This is a genomic window from Paenibacillus sp. NFR01 (assembly GCF_900111565.1).
Lineage (GTDB): Bacteria > Bacillota > Bacilli > Paenibacillales > Paenibacillaceae > Paenibacillus_AQ.
In genome coordinates this window covers 78,884-104,370 of sequence record NZ_FOIK01000003.1, presented here as the reverse complement: position 1 = coordinate 104,370, position 25,487 = coordinate 78,884, and the positions used below count along the sequence as shown (strand labels likewise).

Below are 25,487 nucleotides of genomic sequence, written 5' to 3'. Positions count from 1 at the left end.
GGCTGTTTTTATTTTTAGAACAATGAAGAAATGGCATTCAAGATTTCTTTCGGATGAACGGCGACTAAATCGGTGAACGAAAGATTTGGGTGCAGCTTCAGATAACGGCTAACCATAAGATGGCCTACCGTGTAACCCGTGCACCAGGGAAGCCCGCTTTCTTCCTCTCCAAACATATATTTCGTAAACCCGTCCCGATCTGTGCTAAAGAGGATGGGCTTTATTTTATCCCACACATCGGTTTCTTCGCTTTCGTTGAACGCACGGAGCCACTGGGGCTGTAAGCGGGGGAACAGACTTTTGGCAAATGCATCCGCTTGCCCCTCGCTGATCATATACTCCAGAAAATTCCTTTCTAATCCGCCGTTCAAGACATACCAATGATGACCCCACACGCTGTGATGGTACTCATGGGCAAAAACATAAGGGAGCCACTGTTCCCAGTCTTCCGCCAGCGGATTGACATTTAGGATGATATTCCCAAATACGCATGCTCCCACGACGCCATTTTGGCGTTTTTTCACCAGTTCATCGGTGTTCGGATAAACCGCTACTGTAATGGGGTCTTCATCGTTCTTCGGCAGTGCAAGGCTGATTCGGGTGAACTCGCGCTTCAGAGCGTTCAAATCCAATTGGGCCAGCGCCGTAGCCTGTTGTTCCAGAGTGTCCAGCTCGTCGATCCGGGCAGGCTTCATGAAGCTCTGGTCAAACGGGGCCCACTGCGAAATTTGATCCCAATACGGTTCAATCAAATAAGTATCCCATACCTGCTGGGGATCGTTTGCATTCCCGTTTTTGATTTCGTTGACGTACTTAAGTGCGTTTTCAAACGGGCTGATGATTTCAATTTCCACTATTTTTGCCTCCCATATTATCCATCTACTGTTAGTATCCGGTATATGGGAGGCGCTAAAAAGCTAAATAGTTGTTTTAGTTGATTTTTCCTTACATGAGCCCGCTGCCCCCACTTATGCTGCTTCAACCGAGTGTGCTTCCGCCCGCTTGCGCCGAAAGAAAGGTTTGCCCTTCGACCACTGGATGAACGGCTGCTCGATGACATAATAGGAGATCGTCGCCGCCGCATACGAGATTGCAATCACCGATACACTGATGCCCAGCCACCGCCATACGTCTTGAATCCCGAAATAGTGATAATCCTTTATCCCGTACTTTTCGATTAAAATAATGAACAAATAATGCCAAATATACAGACCGAACGATACTTTCGCCGTGAATCGGAAAAAGCGGTTGTCCAGTAATCGTCCCAGCATCAGGCTGAACGGTGCCGACAACAGCACAACGCCGAATAAAATGGCATACGCCGGAAAGTAGTAGGGTTGATGCTGAAGGCTGAAATCAAATTCGCCTTGATGGCGCATGCGCCAGATCAGCAACCCGGCAAGCGCCAGGGCGATTACTCCGACAGCATCGAACAGCCCGAGCTTACGCAGCCGTCCGATGGCGGTGCCGCGCCGCATGATTGCGGCCATTCCCCCCGCCGCCATAATCCCGATCGTGAAATGGCCGAAGAATCCGATCGGATTGTAGTTCGGCATCCAGTATTTCGCGCCGCCGATCTGGCCGAAATCCCAGCCGCGGCCATTTTCGCCGGGCGTAAACCACTTATGTACGAGTGCGTTAAGGACAAGCATCAACCCGAATGCAACGATCCAGAACAGAAGCGCCTTGAGGAATGAACGCCGCTTGCCGAGCATAAACAATAAAGCCATACCTACAGGCATAAGGAGATAACAGAACACCTCGAAGCTGATCGACCAATACGGCCCATTCAGGTCCGAAGGGAAAAACGTGGTATAGTGGAAGCCTGTCGTAAACGTAAATCCCGTGATGATTCGCCGCCACAGGAACTCCGTCGGGATGTCCAGCCTCCATACGAGCAACAGACAAACCAGGAACGAAACATAGAAGCCGGGCATAATTCTTGCCGCGCGGCGCAACGCATACGTTCGGATACTAGGATACGCCTCATTCTCCAAATAAGCGCTCCAAAAGGGAAACGACAGCAAAAATCCGCTTAACACGAAAAACAGGCTGACCCCGCTGTTCCCTAGCAGGACAACCGACTGCACTTCCTGAAGCCAATGCTTTTGCGCGGGCATCGCCAGACGTTGCGACACATGATGCAGGATGACGGACAAGCAAGCGATCGCACGGACGCCATCCGCTCCCGTGAATCGGGCTTGGCCTAACCGAATTTGTGACATCAGCTTAATTCCCTCTTTTCCGAAAAGGATTTCCCGAACCGACGAACACCCGCGCAGCCTACCGAAGTACTTTGACAGAACCGGATCACTGATGATTACAGCCCCATCCGTTTACCGCACTCCCAGTGGCGTTGACATCGCTTTCAGGTACTCCTATCTTTCCATAAAAGACAGGAAAATCCTCCCTTACGTCTTGGTTTAGCATGAATTTTGCCACGCAAAGAAGGCCCCCGGAAAATGGGAGCCTGATTGCGCACGAAGGAATGCTCGTCCCGTTAGTTCAACGAAGCGGCTTCGATGGTATGTTTGATGACCTCTGAAACGCGATTTACCTGAGCCTGAATGCCTTCCGTTAATTCCCCAGGCAAAAAATCGGTGGTCCAAACCAAAAAGCTTCCGCCCTGGTTATCCGCGAGCACCTGGAATGAAGCATTGTGATGAAGAAGCGGCATCCGTCCTTCCTTTACCGCGAAAACCATCCGCTGCTCCTGGTCATCTATGGAAACAATGAGCTCACGGACGGTTCCGCCATCAGGCAAGATCAGTGTTCTTTCATTCCCGTCTAATAGAGTATTCTCCGTATAGCCCGGGACGAGACGAAGATGGAACGCCCCAACATCTCTAACGGCATCCCACACCTGTTCGGGCGAAGCTTGGATTGCGGTTTTCTTTTGAACCGTTGGCATATGAATCCTCCTTTAGTGTCTGTATACAGCTCTACTGATTCCGCTCAGGACAGCTTAACGATCGAGCGCCCGCGCATGCGACCCTGCAACACTGTAGCGATCGCAGCGGGAAGATCGGCTATCGAAATCTCTTGTACAATAGCGTTCAGCATCTCCTCATCCGGCTTCCACTCGGCGGCAATCCGGTTCCAAACCGTACGCCGGACTTCCATCTGACATAACACCGAATCAATGCCGAGCAGATTAACGCCCCGCACAATAAACGGGTACACCGTGGAGGCCAGGTCCGCCCCGCCCGTAAAGCCGCTAAGCGCAACGGAGCCGCCATACCGCACCGAATTCAAGATATGCGTCAGGAAGGGGCCACCAACCGGATCGACGGCACCGGCCCAGCGCTCCCGATTCAGTGACTTCCCTTCCGGCGCTTCCAGCTCTGAAGGGGAGATCGTCTCCCTTGCGCCTAGCTTCTTTAGATACTCTATCTCTGGGCTTTTGCGAGTGCTGGCTGTCACCTCATATCCCGACTTCGCCAGCATCGACACCGCCCAGCTTCCGACGCCTCCGGTGGCGCCGCTTACCAGGACGGGACCTTGCCCCGGATTCAGACCGTTCTCCTCCATGCGGTGTACGGATAACGCTGCCGTAAATCCGGCTGTGCCGATCGCCATTGCAGCCTTCGCGGTCAAACCGGACGGCATGGGTACGACCCATGCTGCCGGAACACGGGCATACTCGCTGAATCCCCCGGGATGGGAGGCCCCCAATCCGTATCCGGTGACGAGTACCTCATCGCCTTCTTGAAACGAGGGGTCGGATGAAGTCACCACGATGCCGGCAAGGTCGATACCGGGGACATGCGGATACTGACTGACAATACCGGCTCCGGGTATGGTGCTGAGTCCGTCTTTATAATTCACGCCGGAATAAGAGACTTTGATCGTTACTTCTCCATTCGGGAGATCAGCCATGGAATATTCACGGATATCTGGCTTTAAGCTCGATCCCTCCCAATCCACCGTCAGTGCTCGATAAGTTGCCATTCAAGTGGTCTCCTCTCAAATTGGTATATCTGTAATCCTAGTCTTGTTTTATCTATTCGTCTAATTTATAATTTTCATCCAAACGATGACTTTTTGTTATCTATGAGAGGATCGATGATATGGAATGGCAGCAGCTTGAGTATTTCATCGCCATCGCGAAATCGCAGCATATGACGAATGCGGCCAAAGAACTGTCCGTCACCCAGCCCGCCTTAAGCCGCTCCATCGCTACGCTGGAGAAAGAATTCGGCGTGGAATTATTCGAACGCCGCGGACGCAATCTGGTGCTGAACCGCTATGGCCAGCTTCTTTTGGGACGGGCCCAGACCGCTTTGTCGGAGATCGAGAAGGCCAAGCAGGAAATCGCAAACCAGATCAATCCAGGATCAGGAATTGTATCGCTAGGTTTTCCCCATATCCTTGGAGCCGAACTTTTCCCTGCGATGCTTGGCGCGTTCCGTGAGCGTTACGCAGATATCCGCTTTGATCTAAATCAATGCTCAATCGACGATTTGGTCAAGCGGATCCTCAATAACGACTGCGATTTCGGCATCACGACCTGGGAGTCGGTTGACGAGGCGTTCCACTGGCATTTGATCGGCACGTCCGAGCTTTATCTGACCCTGCCGATCCACCATCCTTGGGCGGGCAAGGACAGCATCTGCTTGGAGGAGCTTCAGGGGGTACCCTATGTCGGGTTGAAACCATCTTGCGCGCTGAGCTACACGGTTGAGGCGTTGCTGGCCCGTTCCCGTGTTGAGCCGGACACCGTTTACCGTGCGGATGAATTGGATATGGTCGCCGGGCTGGTTTCTGCGGGGTATGGAGTCTCCTTACTGCCCAAGACGCTCGGCACAGGCAATTATCCGATGGCTTGGGTGAAAGTGGACGATCCCGCGAGCAAGCTTACAGTGGGAGTAGTATGGAAAAAAGACCGGCGGCTGACACCGGTCTCCGAGGTTTTCTTAGGATTTGTCCGGGATAGGTATCCACGATCTTCGGAGAGATCCGGTGCGTAAACGGGACATCGAGCAGGTGCATTAAATCTGGCCATGATGGAGCGAAATCAGAGGGCACCCCATTGGGGTGCCCTTTATCGTGAGAACTGGACTGCGAACCGCCTTTTTTTGCTTTTACAATTTGGAGGATCGATTTCTTAAGCATTCTTCGCGATATTGGATGCAGGTGTTGAGTGTTTAAATCCTTTCAGTATGAGCCACACCGGTAAAACGATTTCGAATATCGCCCCCGGGATGTACAGGACCTCTCCGGCATCCATGCCTGCGATGGACAAAGAACTGCTTGCCAACAGACCCGTGTACCCCAGGAAGCCGATCACCGATAACCATCGCGGAACCCCTCTCGAACGATAGAGAATATAGCAAAACAGCAAGCTTCCTAGACTCAACACCAGCATGGCGATATCAAAAAGGAGATAGTGGGCTTCTACCGCTAAATTCCCTAACGTTAGCAGGTAGGCATCACCGGAAGCCCCTGCGGATGTAGGCAGCTTATTGAACGCGAGAAGGAGAAGCGGACCGATTAAACTGATCATCAGCAAGGCCGACTCCATGACCCGGGAAGCAAAATACCCAAACGCAAACGCCTCATGATATTTCTTTAACGCCGGTTGCAGCAACATGGCGATCCCCATGACTGCCAAAGCGTTAATAAGCTCCAAGAACCATCCTGCGAACAGGCGGGTACGATCCGCATCTACACGAACCAGCAAATCCGTGCTGTGCAATATAGGATCCAAAATCTGACTTCCCGCCAAAAATACGCCCGTTGACAATAAAAATAATACCCCTGCTGCTCTCTCCCATGTTCTCATGCCCGATCTCCTCTCCAAGCTAACTAATTGAAGTATAGCCTGTAGCTGATGGGGCATGTAGACACCTAAGTGTGGTTATGGAGTGCTATATGAGATCAAGCTCCCGGGCGCGGGCGATCGCTTCCGTACGCCGCTGCACGTGGAGCTTTTCAAAAATCCTCCGGTTGTGGCCTTTCACCGTATCGATTGCCAAAAAGAGCCGGTCGGCGATCTCCCGGTTAGAGAGCCCTTGGGCGACGAGCTGCAGCACTTCAAGTTCGCGTTGGCTTAATGGCTCGATCCGGTAGCCCTTCATTCCGGATTCGAGAAGGCGGCATACACGCTCCAGACCGCTTTGGGCTTCTTGAACCGCCGGATGCGGCAGGCCCTCGGCAAGTCTTAATGCTTCCCGGTAATGCTCAGCCGCCAAATCGTGCCGCCCTTCGGCTTCTCGAATTTGGGCGATTCCAATGATGGACGTTACAGCCATCAGCCGATGATCGAGAATTCGGCTATTGGCGATAACTTCGCTATAGGCTTGGCAAGCCTCGGCATAATCTCCCCGCCGCTGGCAGGCAACGCCCAGCATCCAGGCAGACGCCGTCCGGGCCGGCAGATTCTCCGGCCGTAAATAGGCGAGCGCCCGGCGTGATTGGACAATCACCTGGTGTATGCCATCGGTTTCCCGTTTAGCTGCATTCCAGGCAGGCGCAATGAAACCGACAAGTTCTTCCGTCTTATCCTCTGTCTCTGACCCTTGCATCGCTGTTTCGGCCGCATGCAGATGGGAATCCGCGATATCGGGATTACCGGTTAATGGTAAGGATGCCAACGTAGCGCGGGTAGCCGCGATCCATCCGATGAGTTCCTTGACGTCGGCATCTTGTTCCACGTCGTCCAATGCGACCTCTGCCGCCCGGAGCTTGCGTTCGACCCCCGTCGGTTTACCGGCAATCAATAAAGCTGAACCATAGTACACCCATAATTCCGGTCTCTTATCCAGTTCCTTGACAGGTAACGACTCCAGCCAACGGATCGTCATTCCGGCTGCCCCCCGCAAATGCAGCGGCATCCCGCCGCCTTTAAGCAAGCGCGAGCTCCGTGCGATGTCCCGGGCTGCTACGGCATGATGAAACGCTTCAATCTCCAAGCCATGTGCTTCATACCAAGAGCTCGCGCGTTGGTGCAATTCCAGGAGATCGCCCTCCTCCATGCTTTCGAGCATCCGTCTGCGAAGAATATCGGCGAACAAATGATGATAGCGATACCAGCGCCGTTCTTGATCCAGCGGAATAAGAAACAAGTTTTTACGGTCAAGCTCGGTTAGCATCTGATTGCCGGGAACCTTTGGACTGGACATAATGCTGTCGCATAATGACCCGCACATCCGGTCCAGGAGAGAGGTTCGCAGCAAAAAATCCTGCACAGCTTGGGGCTGCCGCTGCAGAACTTCTTCGGCCAGGTAATCCAGCACCATAGGATGATTGCCCGTGAAAGACTGAAGAAGCCGATCGGCATCCTGTTCGTCCCGAATGGAAATTCCCGCCAAGCGAAGCCCCGCCGCCCATCCCTCGGTCTGCGCTTGGAGTCCGGCAATAAGCTCCGCCGAAAGATGAATATCCAGGACATGATGAAAAAAGTGTTCGGCTTCGCTTGCTGTAAATCTTAAGTCGGCTGCGCGAAGCTCGGTTAATTGGTCCCGAGCCCGCAGCCGCGGCAGAGAGATATCAGGATTCTCCCGGGATGTCACAACAAGGTGCATCTGTGCGGGAAGATGGTCCAGCAGGAAGCCTACGGCCTCGTCCACCTCTCTCGAACTGGCTGCATGGTAATCGTCAAGGACAAGAATGAAAGGAAACGGAAGGGTAGAAAGTTCATTAACAAGAGCCGTCAAGAGGGATTCGGTCGGTGCCGGCTGAGGTGAGTGTATTACGGAAAGCACGCCTTCTCCTATATTCCCCGATAAGGTTTGAAGAGCGGAAATCAAATACATCAAAAAGCGCGTAATTTCATGGTCTCCTTGATCCAGGGAAATCCATGCCGCCGGCCGCCCGCAATGGGCTAACCATTCACAGACTAACGTTGTTTTGCCATAGCCCGCCGGCGCAGCGATCAGGGTTATTTTACGGTGCAATCCCTCATTGAGCCGTTCCGTTAACCGCCGGCGGATCACCATTTTCGAACGAGGCGCAGGGATAAACAATTTGGTTACGTTTATTAAGGTTGACATAGATCTATTTTACCAGCAGCCATCGAAATGGAAAAGGAGCTGCCCGCGGCAGCCCCTTGATGGTTTGTTAGTGCTCTTTATTGTGCAGCGCTTGCTCGATCCGCTTATCCGGTACAAACCAGATCACGGCCACAAGCACAAAGAAGAAACCGGATATCCAAGGACTCACATAGGCGGTCAAAACAGCGGTCAAGTAAAGCAGCGGGGATAGTTTGCCCTTCAAGTCCTTACCGAACCCTTGAGCGATAGTGGAATCGCTGGAATGCTGGCGAATGATCCCCCGTTGAAGCAGCCAATAGGAGAACGCCGCGAGCAAAAGAATAATGCCGTACAGCGCCGTCGGTGTAGCCGCGAAATGGCTCTCCCCCATCCAAGCCGTCGTGAACGGGATAAGGGATAACCAGAAGAGAAGCAGCAGGTTGAGCCACATCAACCGCCCGTTCATCTCCCGGACCATATGCAGCAGATGATGATGATTGTTCCAGTAGATGCCGACATAGACGAAACTGAAAATGTAGCTAAGAATCTTGGGGCCCAGTTCGGTTAGGGCATGCCAGTCATGGCCTTCCGGCACTTTAAACTCCAACACCATGATCGTAATGATGATTGCCAGTACGCCATCGCTGAACGCTTCCATCCGATTCGCTCTCAGATGTATCAACCTTCCTCTCTTCGCCTATTTTATCCTATAATAACATTCCTGAGGCTCTTCATGCGCTCAATTTGGGGTTGAAACTGTCTTCTTCTTACGAATTAAACTCCATTTTCTCAGATAATAGGTTACGATGACGAACACTCCCATGATGCCGGTATACGTCAAAATAACGGAAGCGACGCTCACGTTCCCGCCCCTTTCCCCGCGATTGAATCCGGATTGTCCTTCTTGGCCGGAAGGTCGCCCTTCTCTCTTTCCGCCTTGTTCTCCGTTTCGGAAGGCACCTTTGCCTTCGAAGCCCGTTTGCTGCGTGCTCACCCCGAATACGGAAACCGAGCTTTTTAGACGTGTGACGTAAGAGGTCTGATTCATTTGGTAAAGGCCGAACAGCAGAATGACCAGAGTTAAACCTTGGGCCATGTATCTTACCCAAGCCCGGCTCTTCCTTACGCTGGCCATTTTTTTGCACATGTTCACGACCCACTGCCAGTGAAGTCCGACATGGATCCCGATCAGCGCCAGTACCAAAAAGGATGCTGAGATATGAGCCATCTTGAACCAATTTTCATTGCCTACGTTGATATTCGGGAACACCACATGGGAGATGATGATCCCGCTGACGATAATGAATGTCATGGAAACCAGCAGCAACAAATTTAAAGCATAACTGCCGCGCACTCTCCAAGACAATTTGCGATCAACTATTTTTAAAGTGACCCTCTTCACCCAACCCAAATTCAAAAGGATATGCGTAATGTACGCACCGGCAAAAACGAGGCCCGCAATTTCATGAAACGCTAAGCCCCCTAGCACATTTTTATTAAAGAACAAAACGAACAATAAGCCCATGACAACATCAAGAGCAAACTTAACATAATTGATTTTTTTCATTCTTCCCGTACCTCCCCGCCTGAATTTACTCAGTATGGGGGTTGAACCTTTAATGAATCTTAATTTTAATCCGGGTTCAGCAAAATGAAGCCCCCTTACAATTCCCTTATAACTCCCCTTTACACTGACTACATGGAAAGGGATGATAGAAGATGTCGGATATAATCTTGCACACCGAGAACCTCTGCAAGAGCTTCAAGAAACAAGCAGCCGTAGACCATATTTCGCTGGCCGTGCCCCGGAACACGGTCTATGGGCTGCTCGGACCCAATGGGGCCGGGAAGTCCACGACGCTGAAAATGATCGCAGGGATGCTGCGGCCGGATGCGGGACGGATTGTGTATCAGGGCCATGACTGGGCCCGGAAGGACCTGGGCGAGATTGGCGTCCTCATTGAGTCGCCGCCGCTGTATGAGAACTTAACGGCCCGGGAGAATCTGAAGGTGCGGACGCTGGCGCTGGGGCTGCCGGAAACGCGGATTGCCGAGACGCTGGCGGTTGTGGATCTGGCACATACCGGGAAGAAACGCGCCGGGCAGTTCTCCATGGGCATGAAGCAGCGCCTGGGCATCGCGATTGCGCTCTTGAACCAGCCGAAGCTGCTCATTCTGGACGAGCCGACGAACGGGCTGGACCCGATTGGGATCCAGGAACTACGGGAGCTGATCCGATCGTTCCCGCAGCAAGGGATTACAGTCATTCTGTCGAGCCATATTCTCTCCGAGGTGGAGCAGTTGGTCGACCAGATCGGAATCATCGCCGGTGGACGGCTGGGGTACCAAGGCGCTGCGCCGCATGGAGCAGAGCTGGAAGCCTTGTTCATGCAGGTAGCCGCTGCCAACCGAAGGGCGGGTGAAGCCAATGCTTCGGCTTATTAGCGCGGAACGCCTGAAATGGCGGCGTACCTTCGTCCCGTGGCTGGTCTGGATCGCGCCGCTGTTTACGCTGATGCTCTGCTTCCTCTTAATGGGCGGGCCGTATTTCCAGACCGGAGCGTACAACTGGTGGTATACGATGCTGCTCCCCGGAGCGCTGACGCTGGCCTGCTCGCTCGCCATGCAAAAGGATGCGAGAATGAAGTACCGCGCCTTGCTGGCATTGCCGCTCCGTCCGCAGACGCTTTGGTCCGCCAAAATTGCTGCCGCTACCGGCTGGCTCCTGTTCACCATCCTGCTGTTCTTCATCGGCATCTCGTCCGGCGGCTGGCTGTTTGGCTCCAAGATTCCGCTGCTGGACAGCGCGGCCGGCAGTCTGCTCATCTTCCTGACGTTCCTCTGGCAGATTCCGCTGTGCCTGTTCCTGGCCGCACGCTTCGGCCTGTTCGCCGCGGTACTGCTCAATATGGCCCTCAACATTGCCGGGGTGGCCACGTTTGACATCGGCGGAGCGTGGGATTTCATGCCTTATACGATTACGTTCCGGCTATTGTGCCCGGTGCTTCATATTTTGCCGAACGGGCTTCCGGTTCCGGAGAATAGTCCGCTGAGAAGCACGGACACGATCCTGCTGGATGTCCTGGTCTCGCTTATCTGGTTCGCTGTGCTGTTCTTCCTGACAGGACGGAGCTTCCGCAAACAGGAGGCGAGATAACATGGCTTCCATACTCGGTCTCTTCAGGGCCGATCTGCTCAAAACCCGGCGTACGCCCTTTCTGCTCCTTCATCTGCTGGCTCCGCTTATCGCCGCGACGGTGTTCCTGGCGTATTACGCGTATTCGCCCTGGAGCGCCACCGACAAGGTGCAGGCGTATCTTCAGGTGCTGGGCTGCGCTTTGCCCACCCTGATTGCCCTGGTATGCTCGATGTCAGCGGAGCAGGAGGCGCTGGCCGGACATTTTCAGGGGCTGCTGGCGCTCCCGGCGCAGCGGATCAAGGTCTACGCCAGCAAGCTGCTGCTGCTGCTGATCTACGGTCTCGGCGCCATCCTGCTGGCCGTCCTCCTGTTTGGCATCGGGTTCCGTGAGGTGCTGGGGCAGGACGGCTTGGGGATGGCTTTTTACTGGAGCGGTGCAGGGATTCTGTTCGGAAGCAGCACGTTCCTTTACCTGCTGCACAGCTTCGTCAGTCTGCGGTTTGGCCGGGGCCCGTCCATCGGAACCGGCATTGTGGGGAGTCTGATTGCCGCCCTGCTGCTGACCGGATTGGGTGAGCGGCTCTGGGTGTATGTGCCTTTTGCCTGGGGCGCCCGCCTGATTTCGATCTGGACTGTTCATGCGGCCGGCACCCCGCTTCCCCTTACTGTATCGCAGGCGAATACCGGAATTACGGTGTGTATCCTGGCCACGCTGACGGCGGCTGTCCTGTCGTGCCTCTGGTTCCGGCGCTGGGAGGGCCGGTCGGCCGATGCCTAACCTCTATGAAGAAGCCCGGAAGCCTGGCGAGAGTCCGAGCGTAACTTTTTCCATCCACTACCGTCCAATAAATGTAAGAATAAACCACTTTGCATATTGGAGGGCGTAGAAAATGAAGAAGTTCATAGCTTGTTCGATACTAAGCATGATGTTGGTTGCGTTCATGGCAGGGACGTCCATGGCAAAGAGCTCAAAGGATATTACCATCACTGTCAATAAAGACGAAGTGGCCACAGATGTCGCAGCTTTAGCTTTTATAGAACGGGGCACCACTATGGTTCCTCTGAAGGTCATTCAGTCCATTCCGGGTATTCAGGTCGCCTGGAGCAACTCCACCAAAACAGTAACTGCTGTACGCGATAAGGAAACGATCACCCTCGTAGCAGGCCAGAAATCGGCATTCATCGGGAACAAGAAAGTCGATTTACCCGTAGCCTCCCAGCTCAAACAGGGACGCGTGATGGTCCCTTTGCGTTTCATCGCGGAAGCGGTTAAGGCCTATGTAGGCTGGAATCCTTATACGCGGGATGTATTTGTAGTCAAGGCTACGCCGGAGATGATTGCCAAGACCCAATCGGACAATCTGGCCGAAGCCCGCAAAGCAACCTTGGAGCTGCCGACGGTCCGCACCCTGAAGCCGATCACCCAGATCCAGGAGGTCACCATACCTGATCATACTTATTATTTTCCCGAAGGGCGGGCGGATCAGGTCTTCATGACCACCGGCAGCGGGATTGAGTATCTGGAGGCCGTGGGCGGCCGGTTGGAACAGAAGTGGATCGCCAAGCTTGGGGATCAAGGCGCCAAAGGGCCTTACCTCGTTACCAGCCGGATTGTAGAAGAGGCAGGGGCACAGCCGAAGATCACGACCGGCAGAGTCGTATTTTTCAGGACGTTCTGGAAAATCGGTTCAGCCGAATACGGCTTCATTAACCAAAACGGGGAAGTCACCACATTAGGGCAGCATGACATGCCTAGTTCGTATGAATTTTTTGAGGTTCCAGGGGAGAAGGCAAGTAAGTGATACGGTAATGAAACATACAACTTAGAGACGGGGGGAATCCAATCCATATGGCCAAAATACTCGCCGTCGACGACGAACCCGCCATTCTGGCGCTAATTCGAAGCGCTCTGAGCGCAGACCGCCACCTGGTCACGACGCTCCCGGATTCCGCTCAGGTACGCCAGATGGATCTGGGCGCCTATGACCTGATTTTGCTCGATGTGATGATGCCGGGCCTCGACGGCTTTACGCTCTGCCGGGAGATCCGCGCGGCGGTGGATTGCCCGATTCTGTTCCTGACGGCGAAGACGCTGGAGAACGATCTGATGTACGGCCTGGGGCTGGGCGCGGACGATTATATCATGAAGCCCTTCGGGATTGGCGCGCTGCGGGCGCGGATTAACGCCCATCTCAGACGGGAGGCGCGGGAGCGGCGGAATGTGCTCTATCTGGAGCATGTCCACTTCAACCTCTCCGGCAAGGAGCTGCTCGCCCACGGCCATAAGGTGCCGCTGACCAAGAGCGAATACGAAATCTGCGAGTTCCTTGCGCGGAGCCGCGGACAGGTCTTCTCCAAAGAGCATATCTATGAGGCCGTCTTCGGGTTCGATGGAGAGAGCGACGGCAGCGCCATTACGGAACACATCAAGAATATCCGAGCCAAGCTGAACAAGGCGGGCATCGAAGCGATCGAGACGGTCTGGGGGATTGGTTACAAGTGGAAGCTGTAGCAAAAATGCCGAAGATGCGGCTGCGCACCTTCTTCCTGCAATACCTGCTGTTTCTCAGCATCGGGACCATTCTGCTGCTGGTCCTGCTGCTGGGGCTGTTCACGGCCGCGTTCTCGTTCAATATGGTGCTGCCCGCCAATTATGCGGAGAAGGAAATCGCGGCTGCCAAGGACCAGTTGGCCGGAGGCGTCAGTCTTGCGCCGGACTTCGTGCCGGAGCTGGCGGAGTATGCCGTATTCACCGCGGACGGGAAGCGGCTTTCGGGCAACCTAAGCGCCCGTGACGCCGCCCGCGCATGGGCCATTGCCATGCAGGGCAAGAGCCGCGACGCCCATTTCTATACCGCTCTCCAAAGCGGAGAGGAGCTCTGGATCTTCCGGTATACCCTGACGCCGCAGTATGCCTCGGCTTGGCTGCGCAACCATCTGCCCAATCCGCAGCTGCTCGGCATCCTGCTCTTCATCTTCGGCATCCTGCTGCTGGCCGCCGTATTGGCTGCCCGCTTCGGACGCAGGCTGACACAGAAGATGGCGGGCCTGCAGGAAGCGACCGAGAACATCCGGCGCGAGAACCTGGAGTTCACCGTCCAGCCGAGCGGGATCCGCGAGATCGACGAAGTGCTGGCTTCGCTGGAGCAGATGAAGGAAGCCTTGCATGCATCGCTAAAGCGGCAGTGGGAGCTGGAGCGTTCGCGCCGGGAGCAGATTTCCGCGCTGGCGCATGACATCAAGACCCCGCTGACCATTATCCGGGGCAACGCGGAGCTGCTGCAGGAGACCGTCCAGGACGAGGTCCAGCGGGAGTATAACGGGTACATCCTGCAGAGTGCGGGGGACATCGAAACCTTCGTACAGGAGGTGATTGACCTGTCCAGCCTGCAATCTGCTGCCGTGCAGCGGAAAGCGCCGGGACGCCTGCGGGACTTTGTCGCGGAGCTGGAGAACCAGCTGCGGGCCTTGTCCACCGGCAAGAGCATTGCCGCGCAGGTCCACACGCAGGAGCCGCTGCCCGAGTCCATCGCGATCGATAAGGAGCTGCTCCAGCGGGGCATCGTCAATGTCATCGCCAACGCCGTGGAGCACACGCCTCCGCATGGCAGCGTGACCTTGGAGGTCCGGAGCGATGAGACCGATGTCTGTTTCACGGTGACGGATACGGGGCCGGGCTTCTCGGCGGCTGACCTGCGGGAAGCCGCTACCCAGTTCTACATGGGCGACCGGAGCCGCACGTCCGGCCGCCACCATGGCATGGGCCTCTACATCGCCGAATCCGCCGCACAGCAGCACGGAGGAACGCTGACACTGGAGAATGCGCCCTCCGGTGGAGGGAGGGTAACCTTGAGTGTGGCCGGTTCTCAAATTCGTTGATTTCAGCACCGGGTTTCCAACGATCGCACGCTTTTTAATCCATCTTAAATCAACTATAATGGGGATTGGCTTAAAATTAGCTTGGGAGAAGGTTGAGAAGTGTCATTGCGCAATTGGAAGTATACGCCGCTGCTGTTTATGCTGATTTTTCCGGTGCTCGGGAAGCTGTATGCATGGGTCGACAAGCCTGGAGGCAAGGTCTATCATTTAATGACTTCTTGGGATAACGCCATTCCTTTCGTTAAATATTTTGCCCTGCCTTATTCCATTTGGATTTTTTATATTTATGTATGCATCTTCTATTTCTTCAAAAAGGATATTCGCGTCTATTACCGCGCTTTATTAATTTACACCGTGTGCGCCTGCATTTGTTACGGCATCTACTCGATTTTTCAGACGACGGTACCGCGCCCCGAATTAGTGGGTCATGACGCCTTTACTTCGATTGTGCGTTTTATATACCACCGGGATCAGCCGTTCAATTGTTTCCCCAGCATTCATGTGTTCTCCAGCTACATGGTGTTCCGCCTGACCGCCAGCAGCAGTTTCCGGAACAAATGGAACATGCTGCTGATCGGAGGGATGTCCGGGACGATTATATCGTCCACGCTGTTCATCAAACAGCATGCAATTCTGGACGGCCTTGCCGGCATTATGCTTGTCGAAGTTGTATTGGCTGCCGTTTTGCTGGCCGAACACTTCTTCACCCGCAGCAGCCGCACGCCCCAGGAGCGTTCATATGAAGCGTAGCCCTCATCCTGCACGAACTGTAAAGCCCCTTCTGCTGAAAAAGCGGAGGGGGCTTGTTGTTTGTTTCTAGAGCATTGAGGCTTCATGTTGACCGGCTAAGGGAATTTTCCTTCGATGAAAATTAGTACTCTTCTGGTTGGTCATTTTCCGCCTGTTTGAGCCGCTTTCGCTCAACATGGGCCACTCCCCACTGATGTAAGGTTTCCAAAATCGGAGACAAGCTCATGCCGTATTCCGTAATGGAATATTCCACTTTCGGCGGAATTTGCGGGTAAACGACTCGTTTAACAATCTCTTCCTCTTCCAATTCCCGCAGATAGAGGGTTAGCATCCTTTGAGTGATATCGGGCAGCAATCTCCGAAGTTCATTGAACCGCAAAGGTTTGCCTTTTAGCAAATGATACAGGATCGTTGGCTTCCATTTGCCGACAATCGAATCCATCGCCACCACGAACTGACATTGTCCAGGGTTCTTCTGCATACATTTGATCCCCTTTTCAGTACCTTTTTTAATACTATAGCACATTTTTGTTCCTACTTAACAAAAGTAAGTATATATTTTATGATCACTCTAGGAAGTGAAATTACATCTGATTACAGAAAGGAAGATGCAACAATGGGAACTGTACTGTATATTACCGCGAATCCCCTTGATTATCAGGAATCTCACAGCCTTGCCGTAGGCAAAGCATTTATTGAAGCGTACTGCGAAGCAAATCCGGCCGATGAAGTTATTCATCTCGATCTGTACAAAGAGAATATTCCGCCATTCGATGCCGATGTTTTACGCGGTTGGAAAAAGCTTCGCTCCGGTTCACCGTTCGATCAACTATCTGATGCCGAGAAAGCAAAAGTAGAACGGCTGGAGGAGGTTGTTGATCAATACGTAGCCGCCGATAAGTATGTTTATGTATCCCCGATGTGGAATTTCTCGATCCCGCCGGTGTTAAAAGCCTACACCGATGCAACCTCTATTCCGGGGAAGACGTTCAAATATACCCATGAGGGCCCTGTGGGCCTACTGTCAGGCAAGAAAGCCTTGCACATTCAGGCCAGCGGTTCCGTTTATTCGGAAGGTCCTCTTGCCTGGCTTGAGATGGGATACAGCTATATGACCAAGGTGTTGCACTTCTACGGGATTGAATCGATAGAGGCCATTTTTGTGGAAGGCACGGCATTATCCGATCATGCGCTGTCTGTAAAAGAAAAGGCAATCGCACAAGCTAAGGAAGCTGCCAAACAGTTCTGATAGGGCGGCGTCCACGATCTCTCGCAGGACCTCGCTCTTCGACTCATTACTGAGCCATTCCATTAAATCAACTACACGCTTGCTCTATATGATGTACTGGAATCCCAGATTGAAGATCAAAAAGCGAACACCCTGTGAGTGTCCGCCCGTCAAATCTTTGTGTATTTATTAATAGTCGGCCACTGGGAAGCTATGGCCCGGAGCATGGTGGACATGGACATTGCCAGAGCGGGCGGGATCAAGCCGTTTTGGTCGGGTTGGAAATCGTAATCACATGGTCCTCATGAAGATCCGTTCATTAAAGCCTGCCACTGAACCGTTTAATTGCTTCCTCGGTCACCGGCTCGAAGAGATTTACAAGGTTCCCGTCGGGATCACGGAACAGCATAGAGCGGTTCCCCCACGGCATCGTGGTCGGTTCTTGTACCCAATCATAGACAATTGGCTTTAAGCGCGCGTATTCGGCTTCGATATCGTCGACGCGGAACTCGATGATGACAGTGTGATTACTCGCTGCTACTACTGAACCCGCGCCGAATAGCTGCGCCGTCTGGGTATGGCCGATTGCCAGCGTACATGCTGGCATAACGAGTTCAGCAAAAACAGGCGCGGGGCGCTCCGCGGAAACACCCAGGACTTTTTCATAGAAATCGACGAGACAGTTCACATCGTCGGTAATGATGCGTACAGAAGAAAAATTCACAAAAACCCATCCTTCCTATACTCCTTTATATTGCGGTTATAAATTAGGAAATCCAAACTTAACAGCAGCCGGAAGTCCAAAATCTTTTATCGGATGCCCGCATGCATCGCTTCCGCGATCGTCAAGAAATCTTCACGGTTGATCTCGAAGTGACCGGTACGGAACGGGTAGCCCCAATTCCGCTTGCCGCGGGTGAAGGACAGCCGATCAAGCAAACCTGCGATTCTCGCCTCCTGGCAGGAAACATATTCAATGTTCCGGCGGTAAGGTACGAACGTCTCGGACATCGCATATTCGTACACAAGGTTGTCCATAACCCGGCCAATGGCGGTGAATGCTTGCAGCGGCTCGCCGTCTCCCATCTCCGTACGGGGAGAATAGTACACCAGCCAATCTCCCGGTTGCATCCTGCGGAGCGGGGCGGATTTACCGTGACACATCTGGGCGAAGCCGCCGCTGACTCCCCGCTGCACGTGCGACGCCGAGACGACGCCTATCCAATAGGAAGGCTTAGCACTTTCCAGCCCGGGTTCACCCATTTGCTTCCCTCCAAGCGTTGTCCAGACGCGCCTTCTGGAGCAAATGGTGGCGATAGTGCATCTCGATCAGTCCAAACCATTCGAGTGCGTTCAATCCCCCAAGTCGCGGGTGGAGAACCGTATTTCGAACGCTCTCCCTATCCGATCCTAATTCCCCTTGGGTAACCGGAACAAAAGCCGCTGCAATCGCCGGTTCGATCTCAGTCATAAGGCGTACTGTATCCCGCAGCCCGCCTACAAGCTGTTCTTTGCTATCCGGTTGCAGGGGCGTGTATTGCGGGGACGGGGGGACCCTGACCCGATCCGGCGGGAAACTCCCCGCCTGGAATACATCTTCGCCCAGCTTCGTTTTTTCCGCCCGTTTCGGGCTATCGCCCGGTTCAAGGCACAATGCGGCGTTTCTCAGCTGCATATACTGTGCGGAACCGATTAAATGCATGTACATCTGACCCAGCGACCATTCGTCCTCCGCCGGCTTCCAAAGCAGCTGCTCAAGACTTGTGCTATCCAAATCTCGAATATAACCGTTGACCGTCTCCTCGAAGTTACGCAGCGTTTCTTTCGTATCCATCACTGAACCCAGCTCCTTTTTGCTTAACTGAATTCAGCATACAAAAACGCTACTGACAGCATTATGTCAGTAGCGTTCAAGCATTTTTTGAATTTCTTCGCGCACCCTCTCGCGCAGCGATTCCGGCTCCAGCACCTGCACCGCTGCACCCCATCCGAGCGTCCATTGAAGGAGGTCCTCCACCCGCCGGACACGGAACGTAGCCAGCCAGCCTTTGTCCCCCGGCTCAAACGACTCCATATAGAAATTGTCCGATTCCTGAACCCGGTCCGCGACGGATGGGTCGACCCACAGGCGGACGGTCACCTTCCGATCGTCAATAGACCGGTGATCCTGAAAGCGAAAACCCGGGACGATGCTGAACGAATCGTCCAGTACGGCAAGCTCGTTCATGCGGGACAGCCGAAAGTGCCGGATGTCTTGCCTCAGTCCGCAAAACGCAACAAGCATCCATAACCCTTGCAAAAAAACGAGCCCGTAAGGATCAACCGTTCGCTCGCTATGACGAGATCCGTCCGGATCCGGCAAGTTTTTGGCGTAGCGGAAACGAACCCTGCGCTTCTGCAGAATTGCCCGGCGCAGCTGTTTGAACGTTTCTTTTTCCTGCCCGCGCGTCTTCGCCCCTTTTTCATTCAACAGCCGAATCACCGACCGGATCCGTTCGGTCTCCTCGCGGACACTCTCCGGTAAAATCGCCTCGATCTTCTCCTGCGAACTGCGGGCCTTCTCCCCGTACTCCGCGTCCAGCCTCATTTCGACGAATTCCGCCCCGATGAGCAGCGCCACCGCTTCCTCTGGCGTGAAGCTGACAGGAGGGAGAAAATAGCCCTCCATTAAGGAGTACCCTAATCCCGGCGCACCCGCCACCGGAACGCCCGCTTCGCTTAGCGCTTGAACGTCACGGTAAATCGTGCGGACACTCGTCTCGAACTTGGCAGCCAAATCCTCGGCACGCAGCACGCCTTTACGCTGCAGCTCAATGACGATGGCCAGCATCCGGTCGGTTTTGTTCACAGCGTCCTCTCCTTATCTGCGCTCAGTTCGTCTCTCGACTAATAAATTCGTAGGTTAAATCGGCAACTCTTTGATTACCCGCTTCCGTGAAACCGTGGCCTTCGCCTGGAAACACTTCCATTCTAGCATGCGGATATAACATCGAGGCCTTGTTCCCATATTCAAGGGCCACGATAGCATCCTGGTCCCCATGGAAAATCAAAACCTGTTTATTGAATTGTCCAATATGGTCAAATAGCGGAAAGTTATGAATCGATTCGAAGAACACTCTGCCCAATCGAACTCCCCACAACTCGTATGTATCGGGAATATCATTAAGTGCCGGAAACTTTTTATTCCAATCATCTACAATGCACAGCGCCGGAAATAACAGCAGGAGGCCTTTAATATCTTGTACGTACTCATCGGCCACTAATGCGGACACTAATCCTCCCTGGCTTCCTCCAAATAAATAGATATGATCCGGATCGACGTTCTCCCAGGTTTTGATGTCATCCACAACGGCGCAGAGATCTTCTTTTTCTGTAAATATGGACATCTCCGTGGTCTCAAGGTCACTCTTTGAATGTACAGAGCCGCCGCAAAAGTCAAAACAATAGGCGCCCACACCCCTCTGTGCCAAACATTCGCCATTCATAGCGAAATCTGCATTCGTTCCATTAAAACCATGGCTAAAGATCACGATAGGACACTTTTGCTCACGATCAGGCATGTAAGAGTCGCCATAAATTTCTCTCCCATGGTGTTGTATCGTTACCACTTGTTTTCGATAGCGGTCCATTTTAAAACCCCTTCCTATGCATTCATTACACTGCTCTATATAGCTTAATATCTAAACCATATTCCGTTGCTCGTCCTTCTGCAACTAAAATATCATCATTTAGAAAAGCCAGCGCTTTGCTGTTCGTAATGACTTTTGGATAAGTTCTGAATAATGCATTTTCCAGCTTGCTGTTTGCATTGCCGTTATTCTCAATATAAATTGAGCATGGCTCCCCTGTATGATCCTTGCCTTCAAGCATATACCTTGCCGATAAGGTATGCCGGCTACCTGCCCTTCCAATGATCTGCGTATCCACTCCTCCGTCAAGGATCTTTCCTTCAAAATACTTCCCTGTGGCATGTCCTTTAAAAGAAATCATGGTCACCGAATCCCCATCATCCTGATTCAAGTGGATCGCATTCTCAATTTGAACATGTACCGTTACGATTTCTTCGAATTCCATGGTTTCAGACCTCCTTTATCCTTTAGCCTACAGCAAGTCTATCACGACTACGAATGCTTAACCTAAATCACCACGAAGAGGGAGAGGTAGCGATTTTGTACCTATCGTAATATTATTCACATGCACCATTATTTTACAATGATAAGCTGATCCTATATGCCTTATGACACTTTAGGAGGTAATCTAATGAACAGGTACGAAGAAGCCATGAAGCTGTTGGAAGAACAGGCGGGTAACAAAGACGGCCTGATCTCTCTGTCCACCATCGCGCTGGAACCGGGGGCGAATGGCATAAGCCGTCCCGCCGCCCGCATTGTGGACGCCTACTATGAGGACGGCGCCTTCTACACCGTCACTTACGCGACCTCAAACAAGATGCAACAGATCGCCGAAAACCCCGAAGTCTCCGTTTGCATCATCGTCGAAAACTTTACGGCGAATGGTATCGGTGAGAACCTGGGCTGGGTATGTGACGAGAAAAACGCGGAGATGATGGCCAAGCTGCGCACCATATTCGCCGACTGGTATTACGAAGCCAATAACGACGAAGACCCGAATACCTGCCTGCTGCGCATTCGCCTGACCAAAGGCCTGTGGAATGACGCCCATAAAGGGATCCGGAATGAGATTGATTTTATCAATAAGACGGTAAATTAAGTATTTCCTTGATCGATCAACCCATCAGGATATGGTGTCGATACCCGGCTTGCCGAAAAAACAAAAAGCAGCGGCCGTGGACGATAAATATCGTATCCACGGCCGCTGCTATTTTCCATTCCGATGATGCCTTAATGAATGGACTCCAGTTCTGCTAGAGTCAACTGGCCGTCTTCCATCCGGTATACCTTATCGCAGTAGGCAAGCAGCCGTTCATCATGTGTGACCATAATCGCCGCTTTGCGGCGGGTTCTCACCTCATGGGCAATCAAGGAGACCACTTCATGGGCCCGCTTGGTGTCCAGGCTTGCCGTAGGTTCATCGGCCAATATGACAGCGGGATCGTTAATCAACGCGCGGGCAATGGCGGTACGCTGTTTCTCACCCCCGGACAGCTCCTCCGGGTAGCTCTTCAATTTTTGGCCTAACCCCAGTTCTTCGAGCAACTTCACGGCAAAAGCTTTGTCCGCTGCACGAACCTTTCCCGACATCCGCTTCACGACAAGCAGCTGATCCAGAACATTCAGGTAAGGAACCAGATTCGAGGCCTGCATAATGAACCCAATTTCATGCAATCGCATATCGGATAGCTGGTGATCCGAAAGCTTCGATATGTCCTTTCCATTCAGGGTCACCTCTCCCTCGGAGGCTTTTAGCAGTGCGCCGGCGACCGATAAGAAGGTGCTTTTTCCCGAACCGGACGGCCCGACCACCGCAACAAACTCTCCGGGCTCGACCTTTATGGACACATGGTCCAGTGCCGCAATGCGATTCGATCCTTCATTGTAATATTTGGTAGCTGCTGTCAGTTGCAAGCCTTCAGTCATTACTCAACCCTCCCAAGCGCCTTAAGCGGATCAATTCTCGAGATCGTACGGACGGATACCAACGAACTAAGCAATGCGATTACAAGCAAGATAAGGGAGTACATGAATACCAGCGTGGTATCCAGCATGAACGGCATGCCCTTCGGCATGATAGCCGCCGTCCCATAGGTCAATAAAATACCGACGATGATGCTGGAGAGCGATAAGACGAACACTTGCGAGACGACGGCTCTACCCAGGAATCCATTCTTCGCCCCGATAGCCTTCATAATCCCGAACTGGTTGGACTTCTGCATCGTGAATACATAGAAGAACACGCCGATAATGAATGCAGAGATTGCAAGCAGGAACGCAAGCATCATCATGATGGTGCCATTCTCTTCTTTGTAGCCAGGCATCCCCTGTACCGCTGCCGCACGGGTAACCGTATCGGTGCCCGACAGCTGTTCATTGATGGAATCCGGATGAATGTCTTTCCCTTGAAGCATGATTGCATTGACGGGTTCCGAGACTCCCTTGTCCGAGCCTGGGGCCGCGAACGCAAGCTTGCGCCACTCTTCGATCGGCGTAAATACGGCTGCTACGTGGTTATAGGTTTGGTTTTTGACAAAACCGGCAATCGTCAACGATTCCGTCGAACCATCTAACTGGAAGGTGTCCCCTACCTGAAATCCTTCGTCTTTCATCGTCTCATTGACGATAACCTTCGTCATTTGGTCGGAGGCCAGCCCCGTACCTTCCGTAACCGCCGGCTCAAGAAAACTTCCCGGTTCGATTCCGATAATCGCGATATCCACCTTATCCTCATTCAGCTTGCTGCTGCCTTTGATGGCCGATGCCATAATGGTTCCCATGGGTGAAACGGCATTTACATTGGGCATCTCCGCTAATTTCGCTGACAAATCATTAGATAATAAAGACTTGCCCATGGAAGCCTTTGACCCTTGTTCGAAAACCACATAATCCGCCTTCATGGTCTTAAACGTCGAAGCCGCAAGCGTAGATAACCCATTGCCCAACCCTGATAGGATGAACACCAACCAGGAAATCAACACAAAGATGATTGCAATCATCAAAAACCTGGTCTTGCTATGTCTCAATTCCTTCAATGCCAAAAACATAGGATACTCCTCTCCTTAACCAAAATAAATGACACTCGTGTCAAATTAATCATTTCTATCGTCCGGCTTATTAATATTATAGGTTTTATATGACACGCGTGTCAAATATATTTCTGCGCCTTATCGTTTTCCTGCCCCTCCAAGCCACATTTGGTACAACAGCTTACTCCACTGCGGCGCGGGAATATTCATCATATTGGGTGTATCAATCAGGTTGAAATAGACACCTATAATCGCAGGAAGCGGAATTCCCGGATTCAAGTGTCCCTCTTCCTGGGCACGAGCAAACAATCGCTCCAGCTGATTTTTTAAAGTCACATGCGCTTGCTCCACAAATTCAAGGTCATTGGCCGCTGCCGCAGAGTTCGTCTTATTTATTTTATGCGCATAGCCAAGCAATTGATGGAAACTGGCTTCCTCCAGATATACATCCAGCAGATGTTGTAGAGCGTTCATGCAATCCGTTTCATCTATCGCCGACGCCTTCTGCAACACAATTTCCATGGATCGCTTCATACATGCAGCAACGATCTCTTCTTTATTGGCATAATATTGGTAAATCGTACTTCTGGCTCCAACCAGACTTTTTGATAATAACTTAAGTTGGAACCCCTCGTAACCGTATTCGAGAAGCACCCGCTTGGTCTGGTCAAGCAATTCCGATTTTGTAAAAGCCTGCTTTCTTCCCATCTTAATCACCGTCCCTGATTACTAGCCGTAGTCTACATTGTATCAAAATTTCTGGCTTCTTTGTGATACGGTTGCCGCGTTGGCCGTAACCGCAAGTGAAAAGGCCATCCTGATACCCTTTCGTGATAAGCCAACCCGCAAGAATCATTTCATTGGTGAATATCGGAATAGGAGGGTGGGATATTATACTGCTCGAGCGTATGGACCAATTTCATTCTAACCGCCTCTCTTAGTTCTTCCGGTTGAAGCACGACCGCCTCAGCACCGAATGAAAAGAAATATTCGGAGAAAAACGGTATCTCTGAGATGGAAATGCCGGCTTCTAATATACCCGTTCCATCATCGGAAACATGAACCTCTCCCCAAGGGAAAATCCAACTTTTATCCCGAAATAATTGAATCCCCTTTGGCGTTAGTTGCACTTTAACATCAACACATTCTTGTTTACCGTAGAAATGTAGTCCCCAGTTCGTTAAATTCACCTCTGAAATATCCACTGAAAGCGATACGGCCCCGGCCTCCGCCCAAGCGGCTGACCATATCCGATCTACCCGAAACAACCGGAAGGCTTTTCGCAGATAGCAGTAAGCCGGGCAAAACCAATACCCCTCATGGGCATATATCCCGATGGGTTGAATCGTTCTTTGTTGGGTTTCATCCGTTCGAGATCCATAATGGATTGTCACGGGCAACCTTTTAATGGACGCTTGGAGCAATATCTCAAGGTGTTCGGCTCGTTCTTGACGTGTATGCGTAAAGAAGTCCACTCGGTGCCGCATCTCATCGATCTGGCTTTTCACATCGTCCGATAAATATCGGAAGAATTTGCGAAGTGCGGATTCTGCAGATGCCTCGAAGGGCAACGAACTGAAGTGCCGAAGAGCATGGGAAGCAAAGAATATGGAGAATGCCTCATTCTCCGTAAATGAAATAGGCGGAAGGGTCCGCTCCTTAAGAACATGGTATCCACCTCCCGCACCAACTTGAGAATATAAAGGTACCCCCATACCACTTAGCTCTTGCAAATCACGCAGCATGGTTCGGGTAGATACACCAAATTCCTCAGCAAGCTCTTTTACGGTAAATTTACGTTTACGATTTACAGCCATCATCAATTCAATCAAGCGTCTCGATTTTCCCATCAAATAA

Annotated in this window: 29 protein-coding genes; 10 read left to right on the top strand and 19 right to left on the bottom strand. The window is 52.3% G+C overall.

Annotated elements, in window-relative coordinates; genetic code table 11:
• Positions 1–14 precede the first annotated feature (14 nt).
• The 4 genes from BMW84_RS15320 to BMW84_RS15305 form a co-directional block, all read right to left on the bottom strand.
• Complete coding sequence (locus BMW84_RS15320; protein ID WP_091069943.1) at positions 15–854, bottom strand: DUF2268 domain-containing putative Zn-dependent protease; 840 nt, start codon at positions 852–854, stop codon at positions 15–17.
• 114 nt (positions 855–968) lie between these two features.
• A complete protein-coding gene (locus tag BMW84_RS15315) occupies positions 969–2,225 on the bottom strand; it encodes an acyltransferase family protein (RefSeq protein WP_091069942.1) in 1,257 nt (418 codons plus the stop codon).
• A 275-nt stretch (positions 2,226–2,500) separates the two neighbouring features.
• Entirely contained in the window at positions 2,501–2,911 is a 411-nt protein-coding gene (locus BMW84_RS15310) for an SRPBCC family protein (RefSeq protein ID WP_091069940.1), read from the bottom strand.
• Between the two features lie 44 nt (positions 2,912–2,955).
• Positions 2,956–3,951 carry an acrylyl-CoA reductase family protein gene (locus BMW84_RS15305; protein WP_091069939.1) on the bottom strand — a complete coding sequence of 332 codons (996 nt, stop codon included), beginning with the start codon at positions 3,949–3,951 and terminating at the stop codon, positions 2,956–2,958.
• Positions 3,952–4,070: 119 nt separating this feature from the next.
• Between BMW84_RS15305 and BMW84_RS15300 the strand changes: the two genes are divergently transcribed.
• A complete protein-coding gene (locus tag BMW84_RS15300; protein WP_091069937.1) occupies positions 4,071–4,970 on the top strand; it encodes a LysR family transcriptional regulator in 900 nt (299 codons plus the stop codon).
• 137 nt (positions 4,971–5,107) lie between these two features.
• On the opposite strand, the gene BMW84_RS15295 is transcribed toward BMW84_RS15300, so the two are convergent.
• The 4 genes from BMW84_RS15295 to BMW84_RS15280 all read right to left on the bottom strand — a co-directional run bounded on the left by BMW84_RS15295 (position 5,108) and on the right by BMW84_RS15280 (position 9,540).
• Positions 5,108–5,785, bottom strand: a complete 678-nt coding sequence (locus BMW84_RS15295) for a DUF4386 domain-containing protein (RefSeq protein ID WP_091069935.1) — start codon at positions 5,783–5,785, stop codon at positions 5,108–5,110.
• An 85-nt stretch (positions 5,786–5,870) separates the two neighbouring features.
• Complete coding sequence (locus tag BMW84_RS25065) at positions 5,871–7,706, bottom strand: winged helix-turn-helix domain-containing protein (RefSeq protein WP_254773009.1); 1,836 nt, start codon at positions 7,704–7,706, stop codon at positions 5,871–5,873.
• A 355-nt stretch (positions 7,707–8,061) separates the two neighbouring features.
• Entirely contained in the window at positions 8,062–8,646 is a 585-nt protein-coding gene (locus tag BMW84_RS15285) for a TMEM175 family protein (protein WP_091070535.1), read from the bottom strand.
• 66 nt (positions 8,647–8,712) lie between these two features.
• Positions 8,713–9,540: a DUF4405 domain-containing protein gene (locus tag BMW84_RS15280; protein WP_091069932.1), complete on the bottom strand. Its 828-nt coding sequence runs from the start codon at positions 9,538–9,540 to the stop codon at positions 8,713–8,715.
• A 152-nt stretch (positions 9,541–9,692) separates the two neighbouring features.
• Between BMW84_RS15280 and BMW84_RS15275 the strand changes: the two genes are divergently transcribed.
• From BMW84_RS15275 to BMW84_RS15245, 7 genes are all read left to right on the top strand, one after another.
• Positions 9,693–10,418 carry a lantibiotic protection ABC transporter ATP-binding protein gene (locus BMW84_RS15275; RefSeq protein ID WP_091069930.1) on the top strand — a complete coding sequence of 242 codons (726 nt, stop codon included), beginning with the start codon at positions 9,693–9,695 and terminating at the stop codon, positions 10,416–10,418.
• Positions 10,402–11,130: a lantibiotic immunity ABC transporter MutE/EpiE family permease subunit gene (locus BMW84_RS15270; RefSeq protein ID WP_091069929.1), complete on the top strand. Its 729-nt coding sequence runs from the start codon at positions 10,402–10,404 to the stop codon at positions 11,128–11,130. The genes BMW84_RS15275 and BMW84_RS15270 overlap by 17 nt, the downstream gene beginning before the upstream one ends.
• Position 11,131: 1 nt before the next feature.
• Entirely contained in the window at positions 11,132–11,890 is a 759-nt protein-coding gene (locus BMW84_RS15265) for a lantibiotic immunity ABC transporter MutG family permease subunit (RefSeq protein WP_091069927.1), read from the top strand.
• Positions 11,891–12,068: 178 nt separating this feature from the next.
• Positions 12,069–12,914, top strand: a complete 846-nt coding sequence (locus BMW84_RS15260) for a copper amine oxidase N-terminal domain-containing protein (RefSeq protein ID WP_175498830.1) — start codon at positions 12,069–12,071, stop codon at positions 12,912–12,914.
• A gap of 47 nt (positions 12,915–12,961) precedes the next feature.
• Positions 12,962–13,624: a response regulator transcription factor gene (locus BMW84_RS15255; protein WP_091069924.1), complete on the top strand. Its 663-nt coding sequence runs from the start codon at positions 12,962–12,964 to the stop codon at positions 13,622–13,624.
• Complete coding sequence (locus tag BMW84_RS15250) at positions 13,612–14,991, top strand: HAMP domain-containing sensor histidine kinase (RefSeq protein ID WP_254773008.1); 1,380 nt, start codon at positions 13,612–13,614, stop codon at positions 14,989–14,991. The genes BMW84_RS15255 and BMW84_RS15250 overlap by 13 nt, the downstream gene beginning before the upstream one ends.
• 99 nt (positions 14,992–15,090) lie before the next feature.
• Complete coding sequence (locus BMW84_RS15245; protein ID WP_091069922.1) at positions 15,091–15,741, top strand: phosphatase PAP2 family protein; 651 nt, start codon at positions 15,091–15,093, stop codon at positions 15,739–15,741.
• 121 nt (positions 15,742–15,862) lie between these two features.
• Here the strand turns inward: BMW84_RS15245 and BMW84_RS15240 are convergent, their stop codons facing one another.
• Entirely contained in the window at positions 15,863–16,222 is a 360-nt protein-coding gene (locus tag BMW84_RS15240) for a winged helix-turn-helix transcriptional regulator (protein WP_091069920.1), read from the bottom strand.
• Positions 16,223–16,357: 135 nt separating this feature from the next.
• On the opposite strand from BMW84_RS15240, the gene BMW84_RS15235 reads away from it, so the two are divergent.
• The gene (locus BMW84_RS15235) at positions 16,358–16,990 is read left to right on the top strand and encodes an FMN-dependent NADH-azoreductase (RefSeq protein WP_091069919.1); all 633 of its coding nucleotides are present in this window, start codon (positions 16,358–16,360) and stop codon (positions 16,988–16,990) included.
• Positions 16,991–17,288: 298 nt separating this feature from the next.
• On the opposite strand, the gene BMW84_RS15230 is transcribed toward BMW84_RS15235, so the two are convergent.
• The 6 genes from BMW84_RS15230 to BMW84_RS15205 form a co-directional block, all read right to left on the bottom strand.
• Entirely contained in the window at positions 17,289–17,693 is a 405-nt protein-coding gene (locus BMW84_RS15230) for a VOC family protein (protein ID WP_091069917.1), read from the bottom strand.
• Between the two features lie 86 nt (positions 17,694–17,779).
• Positions 17,780–18,232 (bottom strand): EVE domain-containing protein, encoded by a 453-nt coding sequence (locus tag BMW84_RS15225; RefSeq protein ID WP_091069915.1) that lies wholly within the window; start codon positions 18,230–18,232, stop codon positions 17,780–17,782.
• Positions 18,225–18,803 (bottom strand): DinB family protein, encoded by a 579-nt coding sequence (locus BMW84_RS15220; RefSeq protein ID WP_091069914.1) that lies wholly within the window; start codon positions 18,801–18,803, stop codon positions 18,225–18,227. Before BMW84_RS15220 ends, BMW84_RS15225 begins: the two co-directional genes overlap by 8 nt.
• Before the next feature lie 66 nt (positions 18,804–18,869).
• Entirely contained in the window at positions 18,870–19,817 is a 948-nt protein-coding gene (locus BMW84_RS15215; RefSeq protein WP_091069912.1) for a helix-turn-helix transcriptional regulator, read from the bottom strand.
• Positions 19,818–19,839: 22 nt separating this feature from the next.
• A complete protein-coding gene (locus BMW84_RS15210) occupies positions 19,840–20,598 on the bottom strand; it encodes an alpha/beta hydrolase family protein (protein ID WP_091069910.1) in 759 nt (252 codons plus the stop codon).
• A gap of 25 nt (positions 20,599–20,623) precedes the next feature.
• Complete coding sequence (locus tag BMW84_RS15205) at positions 20,624–21,043, bottom strand: DUF3237 family protein (RefSeq protein ID WP_091069908.1); 420 nt, start codon at positions 21,041–21,043, stop codon at positions 20,624–20,626.
• Positions 21,044–21,229: 186 nt separating this feature from the next.
• Here BMW84_RS15205 and BMW84_RS15200 point away from each other — a divergent pair, with 186 nt between their 5' ends.
• Positions 21,230–21,700 (top strand): pyridoxamine 5'-phosphate oxidase family protein, encoded by a 471-nt coding sequence (locus BMW84_RS15200; protein WP_091069907.1) that lies wholly within the window; start codon positions 21,230–21,232, stop codon positions 21,698–21,700.
• A 131-nt stretch (positions 21,701–21,831) separates the two neighbouring features.
• Here the strand turns inward: BMW84_RS15200 and BMW84_RS15195 are convergent, their stop codons facing one another.
• The 4 genes from BMW84_RS15195 to BMW84_RS15180 form a co-directional block, all read right to left on the bottom strand.
• Complete coding sequence (locus BMW84_RS15195) at positions 21,832–22,527, bottom strand: ABC transporter ATP-binding protein (RefSeq protein ID WP_091069905.1); 696 nt, start codon at positions 22,525–22,527, stop codon at positions 21,832–21,834.
• Entirely contained in the window at positions 22,527–23,369 is an 843-nt protein-coding gene (locus tag BMW84_RS15190) for an ABC transporter permease (RefSeq protein WP_368086721.1), read from the bottom strand. Before BMW84_RS15190 ends, BMW84_RS15195 begins: the two co-directional genes overlap by 1 nt.
• A 399-nt stretch (positions 23,370–23,768) precedes the next feature.
• Positions 23,769–24,338, bottom strand: coding sequence for a TetR/AcrR family transcriptional regulator (locus tag BMW84_RS15185; protein WP_091069902.1), 570 nt, complete (start codon positions 24,336–24,338; stop codon positions 23,769–23,771).
• A gap of 149 nt (positions 24,339–24,487) precedes the next feature.
• A complete protein-coding gene (locus BMW84_RS15180) occupies positions 24,488–25,480 on the bottom strand; it encodes a helix-turn-helix transcriptional regulator (RefSeq protein WP_091069900.1) in 993 nt (330 codons plus the stop codon).
• Positions 25,481–25,487: the final 7 nt, after the last annotated feature.